The organism is Streptomyces sp. NPDC045470 (genome assembly GCF_040646595.1).
Taxonomy (GTDB): Bacteria; Actinomycetota; Actinomycetes; order Streptomycetales; family Streptomycetaceae; genus Streptomyces.
The window spans coordinates 160779-176658 of record NZ_JBEZAN010000014.1 but is presented as its reverse complement, the minus strand read 5'-3'; the positions used below and the strand labels follow the sequence as shown (position 1 = coordinate 176658).

At 72.6% G+C, this 15880-nt stretch carries 14 protein-coding genes and 1 pseudogene; 5 read left to right on the top strand and 10 right to left on the bottom strand.

Translation table 11 applies throughout. The features are described from left to right. Window positions 1–114: 114 nt before the first annotated feature. From AB0A97_RS30625 to AB0A97_RS30610, 4 genes are all read right to left on the bottom strand, one after another. Entirely contained in the window at window positions 115–2124 is a 2010-nt protein-coding gene (locus tag AB0A97_RS30625; RefSeq protein WP_361155819.1) for a flotillin family protein, read from the bottom strand. 177 nt (window positions 2125–2301) lie between these two features. Continuing rightward, the gene (locus tag AB0A97_RS30620; protein ID WP_361155817.1) at window positions 2302–2901 is read right to left on the bottom strand and encodes a hypothetical protein; all 600 of its coding nucleotides are present in this window, start codon (window positions 2899–2901) and stop codon (window positions 2302–2304) included. A gap of 188 nt (window positions 2902–3089) precedes the next feature. Continuing rightward, complete coding sequence (locus AB0A97_RS30615; protein WP_361155815.1) at window positions 3090–4181, bottom strand: helix-turn-helix domain-containing protein; 1092 nt, start codon at window positions 4179–4181, stop codon at window positions 3090–3092. A 121-nt stretch (window positions 4182–4302) separates the two neighbouring features. Beyond that, window positions 4303–6375, bottom strand: coding sequence for an NAD-binding protein (locus AB0A97_RS30610; protein ID WP_361155908.1), 2073 nt, complete (start codon window positions 6373–6375; stop codon window positions 4303–4305). A 376-nt stretch (window positions 6376–6751) separates the two neighbouring features. On the opposite strand from AB0A97_RS30610, the gene AB0A97_RS30605 reads away from it, so the two are divergent. Together AB0A97_RS30605 and AB0A97_RS30600 are read left to right on the top strand one after the other, a co-directional pair. Then, complete coding sequence (locus tag AB0A97_RS30605) at window positions 6752–7420, top strand: TrkA family potassium uptake protein (protein ID WP_031011502.1); 669 nt, start codon at window positions 6752–6754, stop codon at window positions 7418–7420. Beyond that, window positions 7417–8085 (top strand): TrkA family potassium uptake protein, encoded by a 669-nt coding sequence (locus tag AB0A97_RS30600; protein ID WP_361155813.1) that lies wholly within the window; start codon window positions 7417–7419, stop codon window positions 8083–8085. Before AB0A97_RS30605 ends, AB0A97_RS30600 begins: the two co-directional genes overlap by 4 nt. 145 nt (window positions 8086–8230) lie before the next feature. Here AB0A97_RS30600 and AB0A97_RS30595 read toward each other — a convergent pair whose 3' ends face one another. From AB0A97_RS30595 to AB0A97_RS30580, 4 genes are all read right to left on the bottom strand, one after another. Then, window positions 8231–9091, bottom strand: a complete 861-nt coding sequence (locus AB0A97_RS30595; protein ID WP_361155812.1) for a DUF3159 domain-containing protein — start codon at window positions 9089–9091, stop codon at window positions 8231–8233. A 3-nt stretch (window positions 9092–9094) separates the two neighbouring features. Continuing rightward, window positions 9095–9493, bottom strand: a complete 399-nt coding sequence (locus AB0A97_RS30590; protein WP_073760467.1) for an OB-fold nucleic acid binding domain-containing protein — start codon at window positions 9491–9493, stop codon at window positions 9095–9097. A 79-nt stretch (window positions 9494–9572) separates the two neighbouring features. Next, window positions 9573–10256 carry a response regulator gene (locus AB0A97_RS30585; protein WP_030021237.1) on the bottom strand — a complete coding sequence of 228 codons (684 nt, stop codon included), beginning with the start codon at window positions 10254–10256 and terminating at the stop codon, window positions 9573–9575. Between the two features lie 124 nt (window positions 10257–10380). Next, the gene (locus AB0A97_RS30580) at window positions 10381–12948 is read right to left on the bottom strand and encodes a sensor histidine kinase KdpD (protein ID WP_361155810.1); all 2568 of its coding nucleotides are present in this window, start codon (window positions 12946–12948) and stop codon (window positions 10381–10383) included. Between the two features lie 250 nt (window positions 12949–13198). Between AB0A97_RS30580 and AB0A97_RS30575 the strand changes: the two genes are divergently transcribed. Continuing rightward, entirely contained in the window at window positions 13199–13405 is a 207-nt protein-coding gene (locus AB0A97_RS30575) for a hypothetical protein (protein ID WP_361155809.1), read from the top strand. 334 nt (window positions 13406–13739) lie between these two features. Beyond that, window positions 13740–13895, top strand: a pseudogene (locus tag AB0A97_RS30570) (transcriptional regulator); the annotation flags it as partial. 162 nt (window positions 13896–14057) lie between these two features. Here the strand turns inward: AB0A97_RS30570 and AB0A97_RS30565 are convergent. Both AB0A97_RS30565 and AB0A97_RS30560 read right to left on the bottom strand, forming a co-directional pair. Continuing rightward, a complete protein-coding gene (locus tag AB0A97_RS30565; protein ID WP_361155808.1) occupies window positions 14058–14408 on the bottom strand; it encodes a hypothetical protein in 351 nt (116 codons plus the stop codon). A gap of 118 nt (window positions 14409–14526) precedes the next feature. Then, a complete protein-coding gene (locus AB0A97_RS30560) occupies window positions 14527–15108 on the bottom strand; it encodes a hypothetical protein (protein ID WP_361155806.1) in 582 nt (193 codons plus the stop codon). A gap of 125 nt (window positions 15109–15233) precedes the next feature. On the opposite strand from AB0A97_RS30560, the gene AB0A97_RS30555 reads away from it, so the two are divergent. Beyond that, a complete protein-coding gene (locus AB0A97_RS30555) occupies window positions 15234–15773 on the top strand; it encodes a GNAT family N-acetyltransferase (protein ID WP_361155805.1) in 540 nt (179 codons plus the stop codon). Window positions 15774–15880 lie beyond the last annotated feature (107 nt).

Genomic DNA, 15880 nt, shown 5'->3' with positions numbered 1-15880 from the left:
GGTTGCAGACGGGGTCCGTCCCGTATGCAACCGAGTTGCCCGCGGCGGCCGGACCGCGAGGCAGTGCATCCCCCCGGAAGCACTCCCCCGCGGCCCGTACCGCCCGGCCGGCGGCTACTTCGCCGCCACCGCCGCACCGTTGGCCGGCGACGGAGCCGCGACCACCTCGGCGATCCGGGTGTCCGCCAGGCCGTCGGCGTGTGCGGCGTCCAGCAGCCTCTGGAGCTGCCCGGACTGCGGGCCGCCCCGGTCGATGAGCTTGGTCAGGGCTCCCGCCAGGGTCAGGTCGCGCAGCCCGGCCGCGCCGAGACCGCCGAGCATCGTGGTCAGGTCCTTGGTGAAGGTGGACCCGTTCTTGTCCAGCCACGGGCCGGCGGCCGTGCGGACCGTCTCGGAGCGCTCGACCAGCGCGTCCAGGCCCTTGGCGGCGCCGATCGAGCCGGCCAGCCGGTCGAAGAAGACGCTCTCCCCGCCGACGATGTCGATCTTCGCGTTCTCCAGGCCGGTGGCCAGCACCTTCGCCTGCACCTCGGCGATCTGCCGCTGGGCGTCCAGGCCCGCGAGGCGGACCTCCTTGTCGGCCGCCACGCGCAGCCGGTACTCCTCGTGCTCCCGGCTCGCCGCGTCCAGCGCCGCCATCGCCGCGGCCTTCTCGGTGAGTCCGGCCGCCTCGGCCTTGAGCAGCGCCTCGGCCGCCGCCGCATCGGCGCGGCCGGACTTCTCGACGGCAGCCGCGTTCATCTCCCGCACCTTGACCTCGGCCAGTCCGGCGGCCGCCGCCTCGGCCTGGGTGCCCTCGGCGAGCCGGATCTTGGCCTGCGCGTCCAGGTCGGCGGCCTTGCGCCGGCCCTCGGCCAGCGTCAGCGCCTCGGCGGCACGGTGAGCCGCCGACTGCTCGGCGGCCTCGGCCGCCTTGATGTCCTTGACCAGCCGCTGCTGTGCCTCGGCCTCGGCGCGGATGATCATCGACTGGCGCTCCCGCTCGGCCTCCTCGACCGTACGGAGCTTCTTGATCTCCTCCTCCTGGGCGGCGACGGTCTTCTCGACCGCGATCCGCTCCCGTACGACGTCCGCGATCTCCCGCTTCTCGGCCTCGACCTCCTTGTCGGCGGCGATCCGGGTCAACTGGGTCTCCCGCTCGCGGGCGATGACCTCCAGGAGGCGGTCCTTCTCGATGCGCTCGTTCTCGATGGCGATGACGCGTTCGCGGTTCTTCTGCGCCACCGCGATCTCCCGTTCGCGGTTCTCGTTCTGGACGCCGAGCGCCTCTTCGGTCTTCAGGTGGGCGGAGTGCGAGCGCAGCCGCTCCTCGGCCTGGACGCGGGCCGTCTCGGCCTCTTCCTTGGCGCGTACGGTGGCGATCTCGCGCTGCTGGCGGATCTCCGCGTCGGCCTGCCGGCGTTCCAGCTCCAGGACGGCCTCCCGGGCGTCGACGTTCTGCCGGGTGATCTCCTTCTCCTCGTTGCGCCGGTACTCGTTGGTGCGGACGTGTTCGATCGCGGTCAGCTCGGTGATCTTGCGGATGCCCTGCGCGTCGAGGATGTTGGCGGAGTCGAGCTGCTCCAGCGGGGTCTGCTCCAGGTAGTCGATCGCCGCGTCCTCCAGGCTGTAGCCGTTGAGGTCGGTGCCGATGACGGCGATGATCCGGTCCCGGAACTCGTCGCGCTTGGTGTAGAGGTCCTGGAAGTCGAGCTGCTTGCCGACGGTCTTGAGGGCCTCGGAGAACTTGGCGTTGAACAGCTCCTGGAGCGTGCCGACGTCGCTGGCGCGCTCGGTGCCGATGGCCTGGGCGACCTTCACCACGTCCTCGCGGGTCTTGTTGACCCGTACGAAGAACGCGATGCGGATGTCGGCGCGGATGTTGTCCCGGCAGATCAGGCCCTCGTGGCCGGTGCGGCCGATCTCGATGGTCTTCACCGAGATGTCCATCACCTCGGCCTTGTGCAGCACCGGCAGCACCACCGAGCCGGTGAAGGTCACATCGACCTTGCGGTACTTGGAGACGATCAGGGCCTGGCCCTGGTGGACCTTGCGGTAGAGGCGGGTGAGGGCGAGGACCGTGACGAGCACGATCAGTACGGCCACGGCGACGGTCACGCCGATTCCTACGGTGATGGCATCCATCGGTACATCAGTCCCTGCGATGTGTCGGGCAGTCGACGGGCGCGGGGGGCGGCTTCGGGGCCGCGGTGCGCTCCGGTCGGTGGTCGGTCGGGCCCGGTCGGTGGCCGGTCAGGATCAATCGGTCGTCGGTCAGGCCCGGTCGGTGGTCGGTCGGCCTCGTCGGTGGCCGCTCGGCGCTCAGACGGCCGGGCCGTACGGGTCCAGAGCGGCGTCGAAGGGCGCGACCCGGAAGAACTCGCCGTCGGCGTCGTAATCGAAGATCAGCGCGCTGCTGCCGGCGGTGAGGCCGGTCTCCTCCGTACGGACCTGGACGACGGCCGTCGATCCGTCGTCGGCGCGCACCTCGGCCTGGCCGAAGTCGGACGAGACCCGGCCGGTGCGGACGACGCACACCCGGCCGACGAAGTCCTCTCGCGAGGCGACCCGTTCAGGAGGCAGCAGGCGGCGGGCCAGGCGCACCGCGACGCGGGTGCCGGCCCAGGCCGCGAGCAGCGCGAGCACCAGTGCGGCGGCGCGCAGCGGCAGGCTCCCGGTCAGCGCGGCACCGGCCAGGGACACGGCCCAGGCGATCAGCACGCCGAGCGAGAGGGTGACCGTCACGGGCAGTCCGGCGGTGCCGGCGGAGCCGTCGACACCCTCACCCCCGTCGAGGATGTCGACGCCTGCCCCGCCGAGCAGCACCAGCAGCCAGTAGGCGGCCACCACCAGCAGCGCGAAGGTGAAGAAGACGGCCGGGAAGGCGAGCGCGGCTCGTGTGAACGCTGCGAAGTCCCCCATGGCTGTCCGTCACCCCGTCCCTGTCTGTTCCTGCCGGTTCCCAGATCGTGGCAGGCTGCCAGGGGACCGCACATTGCCGGATCCCGGCAATCTTTATGTGTTCCTGATGACCTGTTAACGGGACACGGTCTTGCCGTCGGGGGTGGCCGGGCGGTAGAGGTACCGGCCGGTTTTCACCCTTTCGCGTCCTACAACGGCTTGTCCGGCCAGCCCAGCAGCCGCGCGCCCAGCGCCGCCGTCTCCAGCGTGAAGCGCTGGAGGCCGTCCGCCGGGTCGTAACCGGTCAGGAACTTGATGCGCTCCAGGCGGTACGAGAGGGTGCGCACGCTCACCTTGAGCCGGCGGGCGGCCTCGGCGTTGACGTACCCGGACGCGGCGAGCGCCCCGATCGTCTCCAGCAGCGGTCCGGCGCCGCCGCGTGACTGCGTCAGCGGCCCGAGGACCGTGTGGACGAGGTCGGCCATGGCGGCGCGGTCGCGCAGCAGGACGGGGAAGACCAGCAGGTCGGCGGCGCGCAGCACCGGTTCGTCCAGCTCCAGTTGTTCGGCCAGCTCCAGCGCGCCCAGCGCCTCCTCGTACGAGTGCACCACCCCGCCCGCGCCGGAGTGCACCCGGCCGATGGCGACCCGCCGCGCGCCGGGCCGCCCCACGTCGGGCCAGCGTGCGTACGTGGCGAAGGCGTCCAGCACCGTACGCTCGCGGCTCGCGCCGACGCAGACCAGCCGGCCCTCCTTGGTGGTGATCAGCACGTCCCGGTCACCGAACCGGCCGAGCAGTTCGCGCTCCACCCGGCGGGCCACCGGGTGGATGTCGTCGAAGGGCTCGTCGCCCTCGGCCACCGCGACGGCGTGCTCGTGGGCCAGGCGCAGCCCGAACCGCTCGGCGCGCTCGGCCAGCCGTCCCAGGTCGCTGCGCCCGTACAGCAGGTCGTCGACGAACTCGCGCCGCGCGGCCTCCTCCTGGCGGACGGCGAGCCGCTGCGCACGCTCGTGGCCTTCGCCGAACGCGGCGATGGCGGCGTCCACCGCGCCCAGCACGGCGTCGCCGGTACGGGCCCGCTCCGCCGCGCCGGCCGCCCGCGCCACCCCGGGCAGCGCGCCCCAGACCCGCCGTGTCTCCCCCAGGAAGAGCCCGACCAGTTCACGCAGCCCGTGGCCCGACTCGGCGGCCCGCTCCCCCAGGTCCCGCAGCGCGTCCAGCTCCGCGCGCCGGGGCAGCCGCCCGGTGTCGGACACCTCGGCGAGGAGGGTGGTGTAGCCCTCCAGGTACTCCGGGGACATCCCGCCGTCCTTCACCGTCCGCACTCCCTGCCGCCGCGCCGTGCACCGCCCCGCCCTTCGGAGCCCCCTCCATCCTGCCGGACGGAGCGCGAGCGTCCGACCTGGTCCCGGGGCAGGCTCCTCACGCCTCCTGCCGTACCGCCCCCGCCGCGCGCGGATGCCGGGAGATCAGCTCGCCCAGCCCCTGGCGGGTGGCGACGAGCAGGACGCGGTCCTGCGGCCGGAGCGCGTAGCCGTCCCCCAGCTCCCGTACGAGCCGGGCGTGGCCGCGCTCCGGCGTCTCCTGGGCGGCGCCGGGCGCCGGGTCCGACGGGTCTTCCGGGGCGGAGGTGTCCACGGCCAGGACGCGCAGCAGGCCGGGCCGGAACACGTCGGCGATCGTGCGGCCCTCCAGGGCGGCGTGGCCGCGCACCTCGACCCGGGCGACGAGCAGCACCCGTCGCTCGACGGGAATCGCGCCGATGATCTGGCGGCCCATCATCGCGCCGGCGAAGGCGGGCGCGGCCAGGAAGCTGACGCTGCGGCTGCGGGTGCGCGCCCGCGGGTGGGCGGCGCGCAGTGTGCGGTAGACGGCGGTGGCGAAGCGGTCGTCGAACAGACGCAGCGTCACGCGCAACTGCGGCTTGACGGAGCGGGCGTAGAGGGCCGCCTCCAGATTGGTGGTGTCGTCGCTGGTCAGAGCGAGCAGGGCGTGCGCGCGCTGGATCTTCGCGGCTTCCAGTACGCCTTCGTGCGTCACATCTCCCACCACCGTCGGCACCCGCAGCCGGCGGGCCAGCGCGATGCCGCGCGCTTCGGGGTCCGCCTCCACACACACCACGGGGGTGCCCAGCTCGTGGAGCTGGGCCAGCACCCGCGTACCGACCTTTCCGAGGCCCAGCAGCACCACGTGCCCGGACAGTCCGCGCGGCGGGCGGCGCAGCGCGGTGGCGTTGCGGAAGGTGCCGAGGCCTTCCAGCGCGGCGGCCACCAGGACGGGCAGCAGCAGCAATCCGGTGAGTCCGGACAGGAGTTGCAGCACCTTGCGGGAGACCGGCTCGCCGATGGCCGGTTCGTTGATGGCGAAGAGATCGAGGAGCGAGAGGTAGGTGGCGTGCAGCGGGGAGTCGCCGGTGGTCAGGGAGGAGGCGACGGCCAGGGCGAGGACGGCGCCGACGACGCCGGCCAGCGACCAGCGCAGCCGGCGGGAGAAGAAGGAGCCCAGCGGTACGCCCCGGCCGCACAGGCTGCCCGGCCCCCACCGGGTGCCCGCGCCGTCACGCCGCTGCCTGCGTGCCCGGCCGTTCCGGCTGCCGGGGCGCGGCTGGCGGCCCTGGTAGGTGACGGTTTCCAGGACGACGGTGCCGCGCCCGGCGGCGGCCGCCGCGGTGACGTCGTCGGGCAGCAGCTCGGGGCCGTCGTCGGCGGACGGCTCGTCCCCGCCCGACGCGCCCGGAGGGACCGAGGGGTCCGCCGGGTCGGCGGCCACGTCCGCCGTCGCCGTCAGGACGGCGAGCGGGCACAGTCCGGAGGCCGCGGCCGGGTTCTGCCGGGCGGGGCTGCGTTCCACGGCGCGCAGCAGCAGGCCGTCGGCCTCGATGACCTTGCTGGTGCCCGCGACGGCGGTGGCCGCCAGCGCCGGGGCCACGGTGTCGGCGTCGGACAGGACCGTGGTGGACGCGTCGGCCCCCTCGGTGTCCAGGGCGCCGACGGCCGCGGCCTGGTCCAGCAACTGTTCCAGGTACTGGCCCAGTTTGCGGTTGTAGAGCCGGATCACCAGCCGCAGCCGGGGGTTGAGCCGTCGGGCCCGCAGCGCGGCATGGATGTTGGTCTCGTCATCGTCGTACACCAGTGCGAGCGCTCCGGCCGCGCCGATGCCGGCCTCGGCCAGCGTGTCGTCGTCGGCCTCCGCCGCTTCCAGGACCCGTATGGGCTCGTCGGGCGGTTCCTCGGCGCCCCCGGTGGCTCCGGTGGCCCCGGTGCTTCCGGCCTCGCCGCCGGGAGTGCCGGGCGAGCCGGTCTGCGTGCGCACCATGGCGGCCGAGACCCGCCCCAGCAGGGCCTGGGCCCGCCCCAGGGCTCCGGCGGGCGGCGGGATGCGGGGCCGGTGCGGTTCTCTGGCGGAGGGGACGACGAGCGTCACCCGCTCCCGGTAGACGTCCTTGAGTTCGGCGGCGAGGCGGCGCGCGAGGGCGTCGTCGCCGCAGACGACCATATGCGGGGCGGGTGCGCCCTGTTGGGGCTGCTGAGGCACGGTGGACACGCCGCTCAGCGTGCCTCACGGAGCGGTCCCGGCGCACATGATCGCGCCGGCCGCGGGCCCCGGCCGGGGCGCAGCGGGCCGGTCCGGACCTTCCGGGCGCGCCTGCCACGAGAACCCCGCCCCATGATCGCTGACCAGATTCCCGGCCGTACCGCAAGGAAACTTACCCTCCCCTTATGTTCTCTTGTCGCGTTCTTAACGCCCGAGAGGGCCGTGCGGGCGAACTGCGTGGATGCAGCGGCTCCCACGCCAGGTAGCGTGGTCGCCGAACACGCCAGGTCGAAGCAGCCGGCGTCACAGCACAGGGAAAGGTGCGAGGTAGGGGCCGATGCACATCGTCATCATGGGGTGCGGGCGGGTGGGTTCCGCGCTCGCACAGACCCTGGAGAGCCAGGGTCATACGATCGCGGTGGTCGACCAGGACCCGACCGCCTTCCGCCGTCTGGGCTCCGGCTTCGGCGGCCGCCGGGTCACCGGGGTCGGTTTCGACCAGGACACCCTGCGCGAAGCCGGGATCGAGGAGGCGGGCGCCTTCGCCGCCGTCAGCAGCGGCGACAACTCCAACATCATCGCGGCCCGGGTGGCCCGCGAGATGTTCGGCGTGGAGAACGTCGCGGCCCGCATCTACGACCCGCGCCGCGCCGAGGTCTACCAGCGCCTGGGCATCCCGACGGTCGCCACCGTGCGCTGGACCGCCGACCAGATGCTGCGCCGGCTGCTGCCCTCCGGGGCCGAGCCGCTGTGGCGCGACCCGAGCGGCGGTGTCCAGCTCGCCGAGGTCCACACCTCGCCTGCCTGGGTGGGCCGCAAGATCAGTCAGCTCCAGGAGGAGACCGGCGTCCGGGTCGCCTTCCTCACCCGGCTGGGTGAGGCCATGCTGCCGACGTCGCAGACCGTGCTGCAGGAAGGCGACCTGGTGCACGTGATGATGCGCACCGACGAGGTCGAGAAGGTGGAAGCGGTGTTCGCCGAAGGGCCCGAGGAGGCGCACGCATGAGGGTCGCGATCGCGGGCGCGGGCGCGGTGGGCCGGTCCATCGCGGGCGAGCTGCTGGAGAACGGGCACGAGATCCTGCTCATCGACAAGGCGCCGACGGCGATCTCGGTCGAGCGGGTGCCGCTGGCGGAGTGGCTGCTGGCCGACGCCTGCGAGATCACCTCGCTGGACGAGGCAGCGCTGCAGCGCTGCAACGTCGTCATCGCGGCGACCGGCGACGACAAGGTCAACCTCGTCGTCTCGCTGCTCGCCAAGACCGAGTACGGCGTGCCGCGGGTGGTGGCCCGCGTCAACAACCCCAAGAACGAGTGGCTGTTCAACGAGGCGTGGGGCGTGGACGTCGCCGTCTCCACCCCGCGCCTGATGTCGGCGCTGGTCGAGGAGGCGGTGAGCGTCGGCGATCTCGTACGGCTGCTGCGCTTCAGCCACGGCGACGCCAACCTCGTCGAGCTGACGCTGCCCCCGGAGGCGGCGCTGGCCGGCACCCGCGTCGGGGACGTCGACTGGCCGGAGGACACCTCCCTGGTCACGATCATCCGCGGCAACCGGGTGCTCACCCCCAACAAGGAGGACGCGCTGGAGGCCGGGGACGAGCTGCTGTTCGTCGCGGCCCAGTCGCGCGAGGAGCAGTTGGAGGACCTGCTGTCGGTACGCCGGGAGGCGTGACGGCGGGCGGCCCGTAGGACGCAACGGCGAAGGGCGGGGAACCTCAGGGGTTCCCGGCCCTTCGCCGTTCGTACGGACTGTCGCATGCGAGCTGTCGCGTACGGACTTCCCGTACGGCCCCGCGTCTGCGGCAGCGTCGCGGGCCTCAGCCGCGGTGCTGCGGCGCCCGGCCCTGCTGCTCGGCGGCCGGCGCCTGCGGCGTGATGTCCGTGGCGAGGTCCGCGGCCACCCCGTCCAGGATGCCGTTCTCCCGCGCCTCGCGCTCGCGCCGCGCCTTCGCCTCCTCCTCGGCCTTCTCCTTGGCCTCCATCTCCGCGAAGACGTCGATCGGCGCCGGGGCCTTGGCCAGGAACAGCCAGGTCAGCCAGACCGCCAGCAGGAACGGCGGGATCTTCAGCGCGATCAGCACCCAGCCCAGGTGCGTGGTGTCCGCCCACCAGTACAGCGGGAAGAGGATCGCGCACTTGGCGAGCAGGATCGCACCCCAGGCGTAGCTGGCCTTGGCGTACGCCTTCTTGCGGCCCGGGTTGCGGGTGCGCCAGGAGAGGTTCTCCTTGAACACCGGCCCCAGGATCAGGCCGATCAGCGGTGCGCCGGCCAGCGTGGTGACGATGTAGGCGACGCCCAGGCCCAGCGTGTAGAGCATGCCGGGCAGGTAGAAGTCCTTGGCGTTGCCGGTCATCATCGCGAAGACCACGCCGAAGGCCACCCCGAAGACACCGCCGAAGGCGTGCTTGACGGTGTCCTTGCGCACCAGGCGGGCGACGGCCAGCACCAGCGAGACCGCCAGCGCGGCGATCGCCGAGATGTGCAGGTCCTTGTTGATCGTGTAGATCGTGACGAACAGCAGGCCGGGCAGCACGGTCTCGACCATGCCGCGCACGCCGCCGAAAGCCTCGAACAGGGCGGCCTCGGTGACGGCTCTCCCGTCCGCGGCGGCGTCCTGCTCCTGGGCCGGCCCGCCGGCCGGTCCGGTGGTTCGGTTCGGTCGGTCGTCAGACGTCACCGGCTACTCCTGTCCGAGTGGTCGGAGTTCGTATTTCGGATTGAACAGCACCCGGCGGCCGTGGCTCATGGAGATCCGGCCGGAGGCGATGAGCTTGCGACCCGGCTCTATGCCGGTGATGGCACGCCGGCCGAGCCACACCACGTCCAGAGCGGCGGAGCCGTCGAACAGCTCCGCCTCCAGGGCGGGCACACCGGCGCGCGGCCGCAGCGTCACATGCCGCAGGGTGCCGGTGACCTTGACTATCTGCCGGTCGTCGCAGTCGCAGATGCGGGTACAGCCGGTGTTCTGCGCGTCCTGCTGCAGCTCGGCGGACTCCAGCTCCTCCTCGGAGGAGGACAGCCTGTCGAGCATCCGGCGGAAACGGCCTGCCGGCTTCTCGGATCGGGTCCCAGCGCTCATGAGGCCAGCGTACCGGTGCGCGGGGCCCTGGATCACGGCCGCGGACGACGCCGTACCGGCCGGTCTCCGGGTGCCGCGGTCACTGCTCGAAGCGGTAGCCCATGCCGGGCTCGGTGACGAAGTGCCGGGGGTGCGAGGGATCGCTCTCCAGTTTCCGGCGGAGCTGTGCCATGTAGACCCGCAGGTAGTTGGTCTCGGTGCCGTACGAGGGCCCCCAGACCTCCTGGAGGAGCTGCTTCTGGCTGACGAGACGGCCCGTATTGCGGACCAGGACTTCCAGCAGATGCCACTCGGTCGGCGTAAGGCGCACGTCCCGGCCGTCCCGGTTGACCTTCTTCGCGGCCAGGTCGACGGTGAAGCCCTCGGTCTCCACGACCACCTCGTCCTCGGCGGGCCCGGTCGGCTCGGCCCGGCGCACCGCGGCCCGCAGTCTGGCCAGCAGCTCGTCCATCCCGAACGGCTTGGTGACGTAGTCGTCCGCCCCGGCGTCCAGCGCCTCGACCTTCTCGTCGGAGGTCTGCCGGGCGGAGAGCACCAGGATCGGCACCCGGGTCCAGCCGCGCAGGCCCTTGATCACCTCCACGCCGTCCATGTCGGGCAGCCCGAGGTCCAGGACGATCACGTCGGGGTGGCGGGCGGCGGCCAGCTTGAGGGCGGTGGCCCCGTCGGGGGCGGCGTCCACCTCGTACTTGCGCGCCTTCAGGTTGATCACGAGGGCCCGTACGATCTGCGGCTCGTCATCGACCACAAGCACCCGGTTCACTGTCGTTCTCCTCGTGGTGGGGAAACCCGCCGGGCCGTGCCCGCGGGGTGTCGGCTGGATGGCGGCTCCAGTGGGCCGGGGGGCGGCACGCGGGGTGCCGCTCCGGTGGCGGCGGGACGCCCGTTCACGTCGTCGCCTGGGCCGGGAGGTCGGGCTGCACCGGCGGTCCGCCGGGGGCGGCACGCAGCGTGAGGACCATGGTCATGCCGCCGCCGGGGGTGTCCTCGGCGGCGAGGGTGCCGCCCATCGCCTCGGCGAAGCCGCGGGCGACGGCGAGGCCCAGGCCCACGCCCGCGCCGCGGGGGGCGTCACCGTACCGCTGGAAGGGCTCGAAGATGCGGTTCTTGGCGCTGTCCGGCACACCCGGGCCGCGGTCGGCGATGCGCAGCTCGACGCGGTCGCCGAGGGCGCTCGCGGAGACCAGCACCCGCTCGCCCTCCGGGCTGTACTTGACGCCGTTCTCGACCAGGTTGGCGACGGAACGCTCCAGCAGCCCCGGGTCGACGGCGACGATCGGCAGTTCCTCGGGAATGTCCAGGGTGACGCTGCCCTCCGGGACACCGCCCAGCGCCATCGGCACCACCTCGTCCAGGTCGATCTCGCGGATCAGCGGGGTGACCGTACCGGTCTGCAGGCGGGACATGTCCAGCAGGTTGCCGACCAGGTGGTCCAGCCGGTCGGCGCCCGCCTCGATGCCCTCCAGCAGTTCCGCCTCGTCCTCCTCGGACCAGGCGACGTCGTCGGAGCGCAGCGAGGTCACCGACGCCTTGATGCTCGCCAGGGGCGTCCGCAGGTCGTGGCTGACGGCGGCCAGCAGCGCCGTACGGATGCGGTTGCCCTCGGCCAGCTCGCGGGCCCGCTCCGCCTCGCCGACCAGCCGCTGGCGGTCCAGTACGACGGCGGCCTGCGCGGCGAAGGCGGCGAGCACCCGGCGGTCCTCGGCGGGCAGCACCCGGCCGGTCAGGGCCAGGGCCATGTGGTCGCCGACCGGCATGTCCACGTCCGCGTCCTCGGGCCGCATCAACGGCCTGGTCCGCGGGTCGCCCTCCGCGGCGCCGCCGACACGGCCCGCACAGGTCCACGGCTCGACGTCGCCGGCCCGCTCCAGCAGCGCGACCGATTCCATGCCGAACGTCTCCCGTACCCGTTCCAGCAGCGCGTCCAGCGTCGTCTCGCCGCGCAGCACGCTGCCCGCCAGGAAGGAGAGGATCTCCGACTCGGCGCGCAGCCGCGCCGCCTGGTGGGTGCGGCGGGCGGCCAGGTCGACGACGGAGGCCACCGAGACGCCGACCGCGAAGAAGATCAGGATGGCGACGATGTTCTTGGGGTCGGCGATGGTGATCGAGTGGGTGGGCGGGGTGAAGTAGAAGTTCAACAGCACGGACCCGACCGCGGCCGCGGCGAGCGCCGGCATCAGCCCGCCGAGCAGCGCGGCGGCGACGGTCAGGAAGAGGAAGAGCAGGACGTCGTTGGCCAGGCCCGGGCCGTTGTCGATGGCGGTGAGCAGCAGCGACAGCAGGACGGGCGCGACGGCGCCGACCAGCCAGCCGGCGATGATCCGGGTCCGGCCGAGCCGGGCGCCGCGCGCCACGGGCAGGCCGCGCCCCTTGGCGACCTCGTCGTGCGTGACGATGTGGACGTCGAGGTCGGGCCCCGAGTCCCGGGCGACGGTGACGCCGACGCCGGGCCCGAAGACGTACTGCCAGGTCTTGCGGCGGCTGGAGCCCAGCACGATCTGGGTGGCGTTGACCCCGCGCGCGAACTCCAGCAGCGCGTTCGGTATGTCGTCGCCGATGACGTGGTGGAACGTGCCGCCGAGGTCCTCGACGAGGGTCCGCTGCACGGCGAGTTCCTTGGGCGAGGCGGAGGTCAGCCCGTCGCTGCGCGCGATGTAGACGGCGAGGACCTCGCTGCCCGAGCCCTTGGCCGCCATCCGGGAGGCGCGGCGGATGAGCGTACGCCCCTCGGGGCCGCCGGTGAGGCCGACGACGATGCGCTCCCGCCCCGCCCAGATCTTGGAAACACTGTGCTCGGAACGGTACTGCTGCAGATATTCGTCCACCCGGTCGGCGACCCACAACAACGCGAGCTCCCGGAGAGCGGTCAGATTGCCCGGCCGGAAGTAGTTCGAGAGGGCGGCGTCCACCTTGTCCGGCTTGTAGATGTTGCCGTGCGCCATCCGGCGCCGGATCGCCTCGGGCGACATGTCGACCAGCTCGATCTGGTCGGCCCGGCGGACGATCTCGTCCGGCACGGTCTCGCGCTGCCGCACGCCCGTTATCGACTCGACGACGTCGCCGAGCGATTCGAGGTGCTGGATGTTGACCGTCGAGATCACATCGATCCCGGCCTCCAGCAGCTCCTCGACGTCCTGCCAGCGCTTGGTGTTGCGGGAGCCCGGCACGTTCGTGTGCGCCAGCTCGTCGACGAGGGCCACCGCCGGCGCGCGGCGCAGCACCGCGTCCACGTCCATCTCGGTGAAGACCGAGCCCCGGTACTCCAGCTCCGCGCGCCGGGTCTGCTCCAGGCCGTGCAGCATGACCTCCGTACGGGGCCGGCCGTGGTGCTCGACGAACGCCACCACGGCGTCCGTACCGCGCTCCACCCTCCGGTGCGCCTCGGACAGCATCGAGTACGTCTTGCCGACGCCCGGTGCAGCGCCGAGATAGATCCGTAGCTTGCCGCGTGCCATGGCCCCATTGTCTTACGTGAAGGCCGCCCCCACCGGGCTGAACCTGAGCCGACCCTACCGACCCCGCACCCACCTGAAAGCCGCAGGTGGCGGGTGGGGGGCAGGTCTTGACGGGACTCTGATACGGGGGCGGGGCGTCCGGTCCGGGGGCACCGGGTGGCTACCCCGTTGACGGACCAGCCGCCAGGAAACCGGTTTCCTCACAGGAAACAAGTTCCACTGGAGCAATCCCGGCACCCCTGGAGGCCCCATGCCCTCACCATCACCGCCCCCCGACCCCGGCAGCCCGCATCCCTCGGCGGACGAAGCGGCCCGCGCACTGGACGACATAGGCCGGCGCCGGAACCAGGCCCACGGCCCGGCCGACCACGCCCGATGGGTGTACGTACTCGCCGGCGTCGTGTTCGCCGCGCTCTTCGCGGCCCCCGACTTCTTCGGCGCGGCAGCGAACGGCTGATCCTCGGTGGCGTTCGGGGCACTCGCCGTCGGCTACGTCGCGCTGCTCAACACCCGCCGCGGCTCGGCCCTGCTGGGCCAGCCCGTCCGCACCCGCCGACAGGACATCTCCGGGCCTTTCCGCCGCTACGCGCTGCTCACCCTGCTCGCCGTACTCCTGGCAGGCACCGTCCTCCCACTGCTGCAACCGGACTGGCACCTCGGCATGCCGTACTGGTGGACCGCGCTGGGCGTGGCGGGCGGCGCCGCGCTGGCCCTCTTCGGACCGCGCTGCCGACAGGCGCTGCTCTCGGCCGCCGTACGCGACGGCCGTCGCCCGGGAAAAGGAAACAGCGGGACTGTCCCCCTCCGCCCTGTCCAAGCAGATCAGCACGCTGGAGTCGCACGGGTACGTCGAGGTGCGCAAGGGGTACGTCGGCAAGCGCTCCCGCACCTGGGTGAACCTCAGCGACGGCGGACGGGCCGCGCTGGAGGCACACGCGGCGGCGCTGCAGCGGATCGTCGAGGCGTCGCGACGCACTGCGGGCCGGACGGCGGGGACGGCGGCTAGGCCCGCGACAAGCGCGCCCACGCCTTCCACGGCTCACGGAACCGTATCCGTCTCCATTGCCGTGACCCGACGGCGACTCAGGACGCGACGGTCCGTCCGGGATTCAGACCCACCGCTGTGCCGCCTCGACACTGTCCCCGCCACTGGTGTTGAACGCGATCGCGGCCTGGGGCGCATGGCGCCGGACCAGGTTCACGACCTGTTCGAAGAGCGGAAGCAGCGGCTCGGTCTTGCGGATCCCGCCGCCGACGACCACGACGTCCCACGGCCGCTCGGTCAACGATGCGACAAGAGCGGGCTCGGCCGACGCGTCGAACGCGATCAACGTCATGGCCGCATCGATGCCGTGCTCACCGAACCGGGCCAGCTCCGCGTCGAGCGCCGCACGAAGAGCTTCTCCGTCGGCGCCGACTATCGCTTGCGGGTCGTGACCGACAACAAGTGCAGAAGGCATGCGGTCAACCTACCGTCCCCTGCCCGGACATGATCCGCCGGACGGGCCCCAGGCGCCGGCACACGAGACGCCCGAGCCGCCTCGCACCTCGGGCCGGGAGACAGCCGGCGCGCTCATCTCAGTCGGCGGGCCCGGTCGCTGTCAGGCTGCCGGGCGCCGGTGCGCGGCGCAGAACCAGTTCGGCTCTGGGCCGGGCCCGGGCCTTGTCGTCCAGTTGCCAGCCGAGCGCCGTGGCGATCTCCAGAGCGGCCCACGGCCCGATGCCCCGATAGAGATGAGCCCGGAGCAGGGCATCGGTGGTCTTGGGCTTCCGCCCGTTCAGCGCCTCCTCGACACGGGCCTGGGGAAAGCCGGGCTCACCCTCATGACGTACCTCCCTCCATGTCGCCCACCACGTGGGCCGGAAAGGGATGTGGCTCAACGCGCGGTCCGCCGCCTTGAGCGCCGGCTTCTCCAGGAAGAAGAGCACCGCGAAGACGAACTCCCCCACGATGCTGAGCGCGAGCACCAAGGCGAACACCGCGAGGAGCATCACAACGTGCACCGGGAAGTGGATCAGCATCCCGATGTGACACAGGATCAGCGTGCGCCGCGAGCGCGTGCGCTTCGGTTCCCAGTCCGTCCCCAGGTACGGTGGCGGGCCGCCGGGCTGGACGTACGGCTGAGCGGGAGGGTACGGCGGGGCTGCGGGCGTGCTCACGGAGCCATCCCACCACGGCTGCTCCGTACATGACAAAGCACCCCGACACCGCCCCCGTCCAGCACGGCCGTCGCCCTTCCGGCCTGGCTGGCTCTCCTCCCGCCAGCTCCACGATCATTGCAGCCATGACCGACGCACGCACCCACCTCGCCCACACCGCGGAACTCGACCCCCGTACCCGCGCCGCGGCCAAGGCTCTTCTCCACGACGTCTTCGAGGGCGACATGACCGAGGAGGACTGGGACCACGCGCTGGGCGGCGTACACGCCCTGGTGTGGGAGGGCGACGAACTGATCGGCCACGCCTCCGTCGTACAGCGCCGGATGCTGCACGCCGGCCGCCCCCTGCGCTGCGGCTACGTCGAAGGCGTAGGCGTCCGCGCGGACCGGCGCGGCCGGGGCCACGGCGCCGCCATGATGACGGCCCTGGAGCGGGTCGTACGCACCGCCTACGACCTGGGCGCCCTCAGCGCCTCCGAAGGCGCCGCCGACTTCTACGCATCCCGCGGCTGGCACCTCTGGCAGGGCCCGTCCGCCGTCCTCTCCCCCACCGGCCTGCGCCCCACCAAGGAGGAGGACGGCGCCATCCACGTCCTGCGGACCGGCGTCCCGCTGGACCTCACGGGGCAACTGGTTTGCGACTGGCGGAGCGGGGACGTCTGGTAGGCGGTTCTCGGGGGCGCGAACGGGGACGGAGCGGGCCGGAACGGTTTGGAAGGGTTGCAACGGGACGGAACCGCACGGGCCCGGGGCCCGGCCGGCGCGGTACCGCA

What these genes read in the sequence shown, in the direction of transcription:
- AB0A97_RS30625 (WP_361155819.1), bottom strand. Translation starts at nt 2,124, where the DNA reads ATGGATGCCATCACCGTAGGAATCGGCGTGACCGTCGCCGTGGCCGTA.
- AB0A97_RS30620 (WP_361155817.1), bottom strand. Translation starts at nt 2,901, where the DNA reads ATGGGGGACTTCGCAGCGTTCACACGAGCCGCGCTCGCCTTCCCGGCC.
- AB0A97_RS30615 (WP_361155815.1), bottom strand. Translation starts at nt 4,181, where the DNA reads ATGTCCCCGGAGTACCTGGAGGGCTACACCACCCTCCTCGCCGAGGTG.
- AB0A97_RS30610 (WP_361155908.1), bottom strand. Translation starts at nt 6,375, where the DNA reads ATGGTCGTCTGCGGCGACGACGCCCTCGCGCGCCGCCTCGCCGCCGAA.
- AB0A97_RS30605 (WP_031011502.1), top strand. Translation starts at nt 6,752, where the DNA reads ATGCACATCGTCATCATGGGGTGCGGGCGGGTGGGTTCCGCGCTCGCA.
- AB0A97_RS30600 (WP_361155813.1), top strand. Translation starts at nt 7,417, where the DNA reads ATGAGGGTCGCGATCGCGGGCGCGGGCGCGGTGGGCCGGTCCATCGCG.
- AB0A97_RS30590 (WP_073760467.1), bottom strand. Translation starts at nt 9,493, where the DNA reads ATGAGCGCTGGGACCCGATCCGAGAAGCCGGCAGGCCGTTTCCGCCGG.
- AB0A97_RS30580 (WP_361155810.1), bottom strand. Translation starts at nt 12,948, where the DNA reads ATGGCACGCGGCAAGCTACGGATCTATCTCGGCGCTGCACCGGGCGTC.
- AB0A97_RS30575 (WP_361155809.1), top strand. Translation starts at nt 13,199, where the DNA reads ATGCCCTCACCATCACCGCCCCCCGACCCCGGCAGCCCGCATCCCTCG.
- AB0A97_RS30565 (WP_361155808.1), bottom strand. Translation starts at nt 14,408, where the DNA reads ATGCCTTCTGCACTTGTTGTCGGTCACGACCCGCAAGCGATAGTCGGC.
- AB0A97_RS30555 (WP_361155805.1), top strand. Translation starts at nt 15,234, where the DNA reads ATGACCGACGCACGCACCCACCTCGCCCACACCGCGGAACTCGACCCC.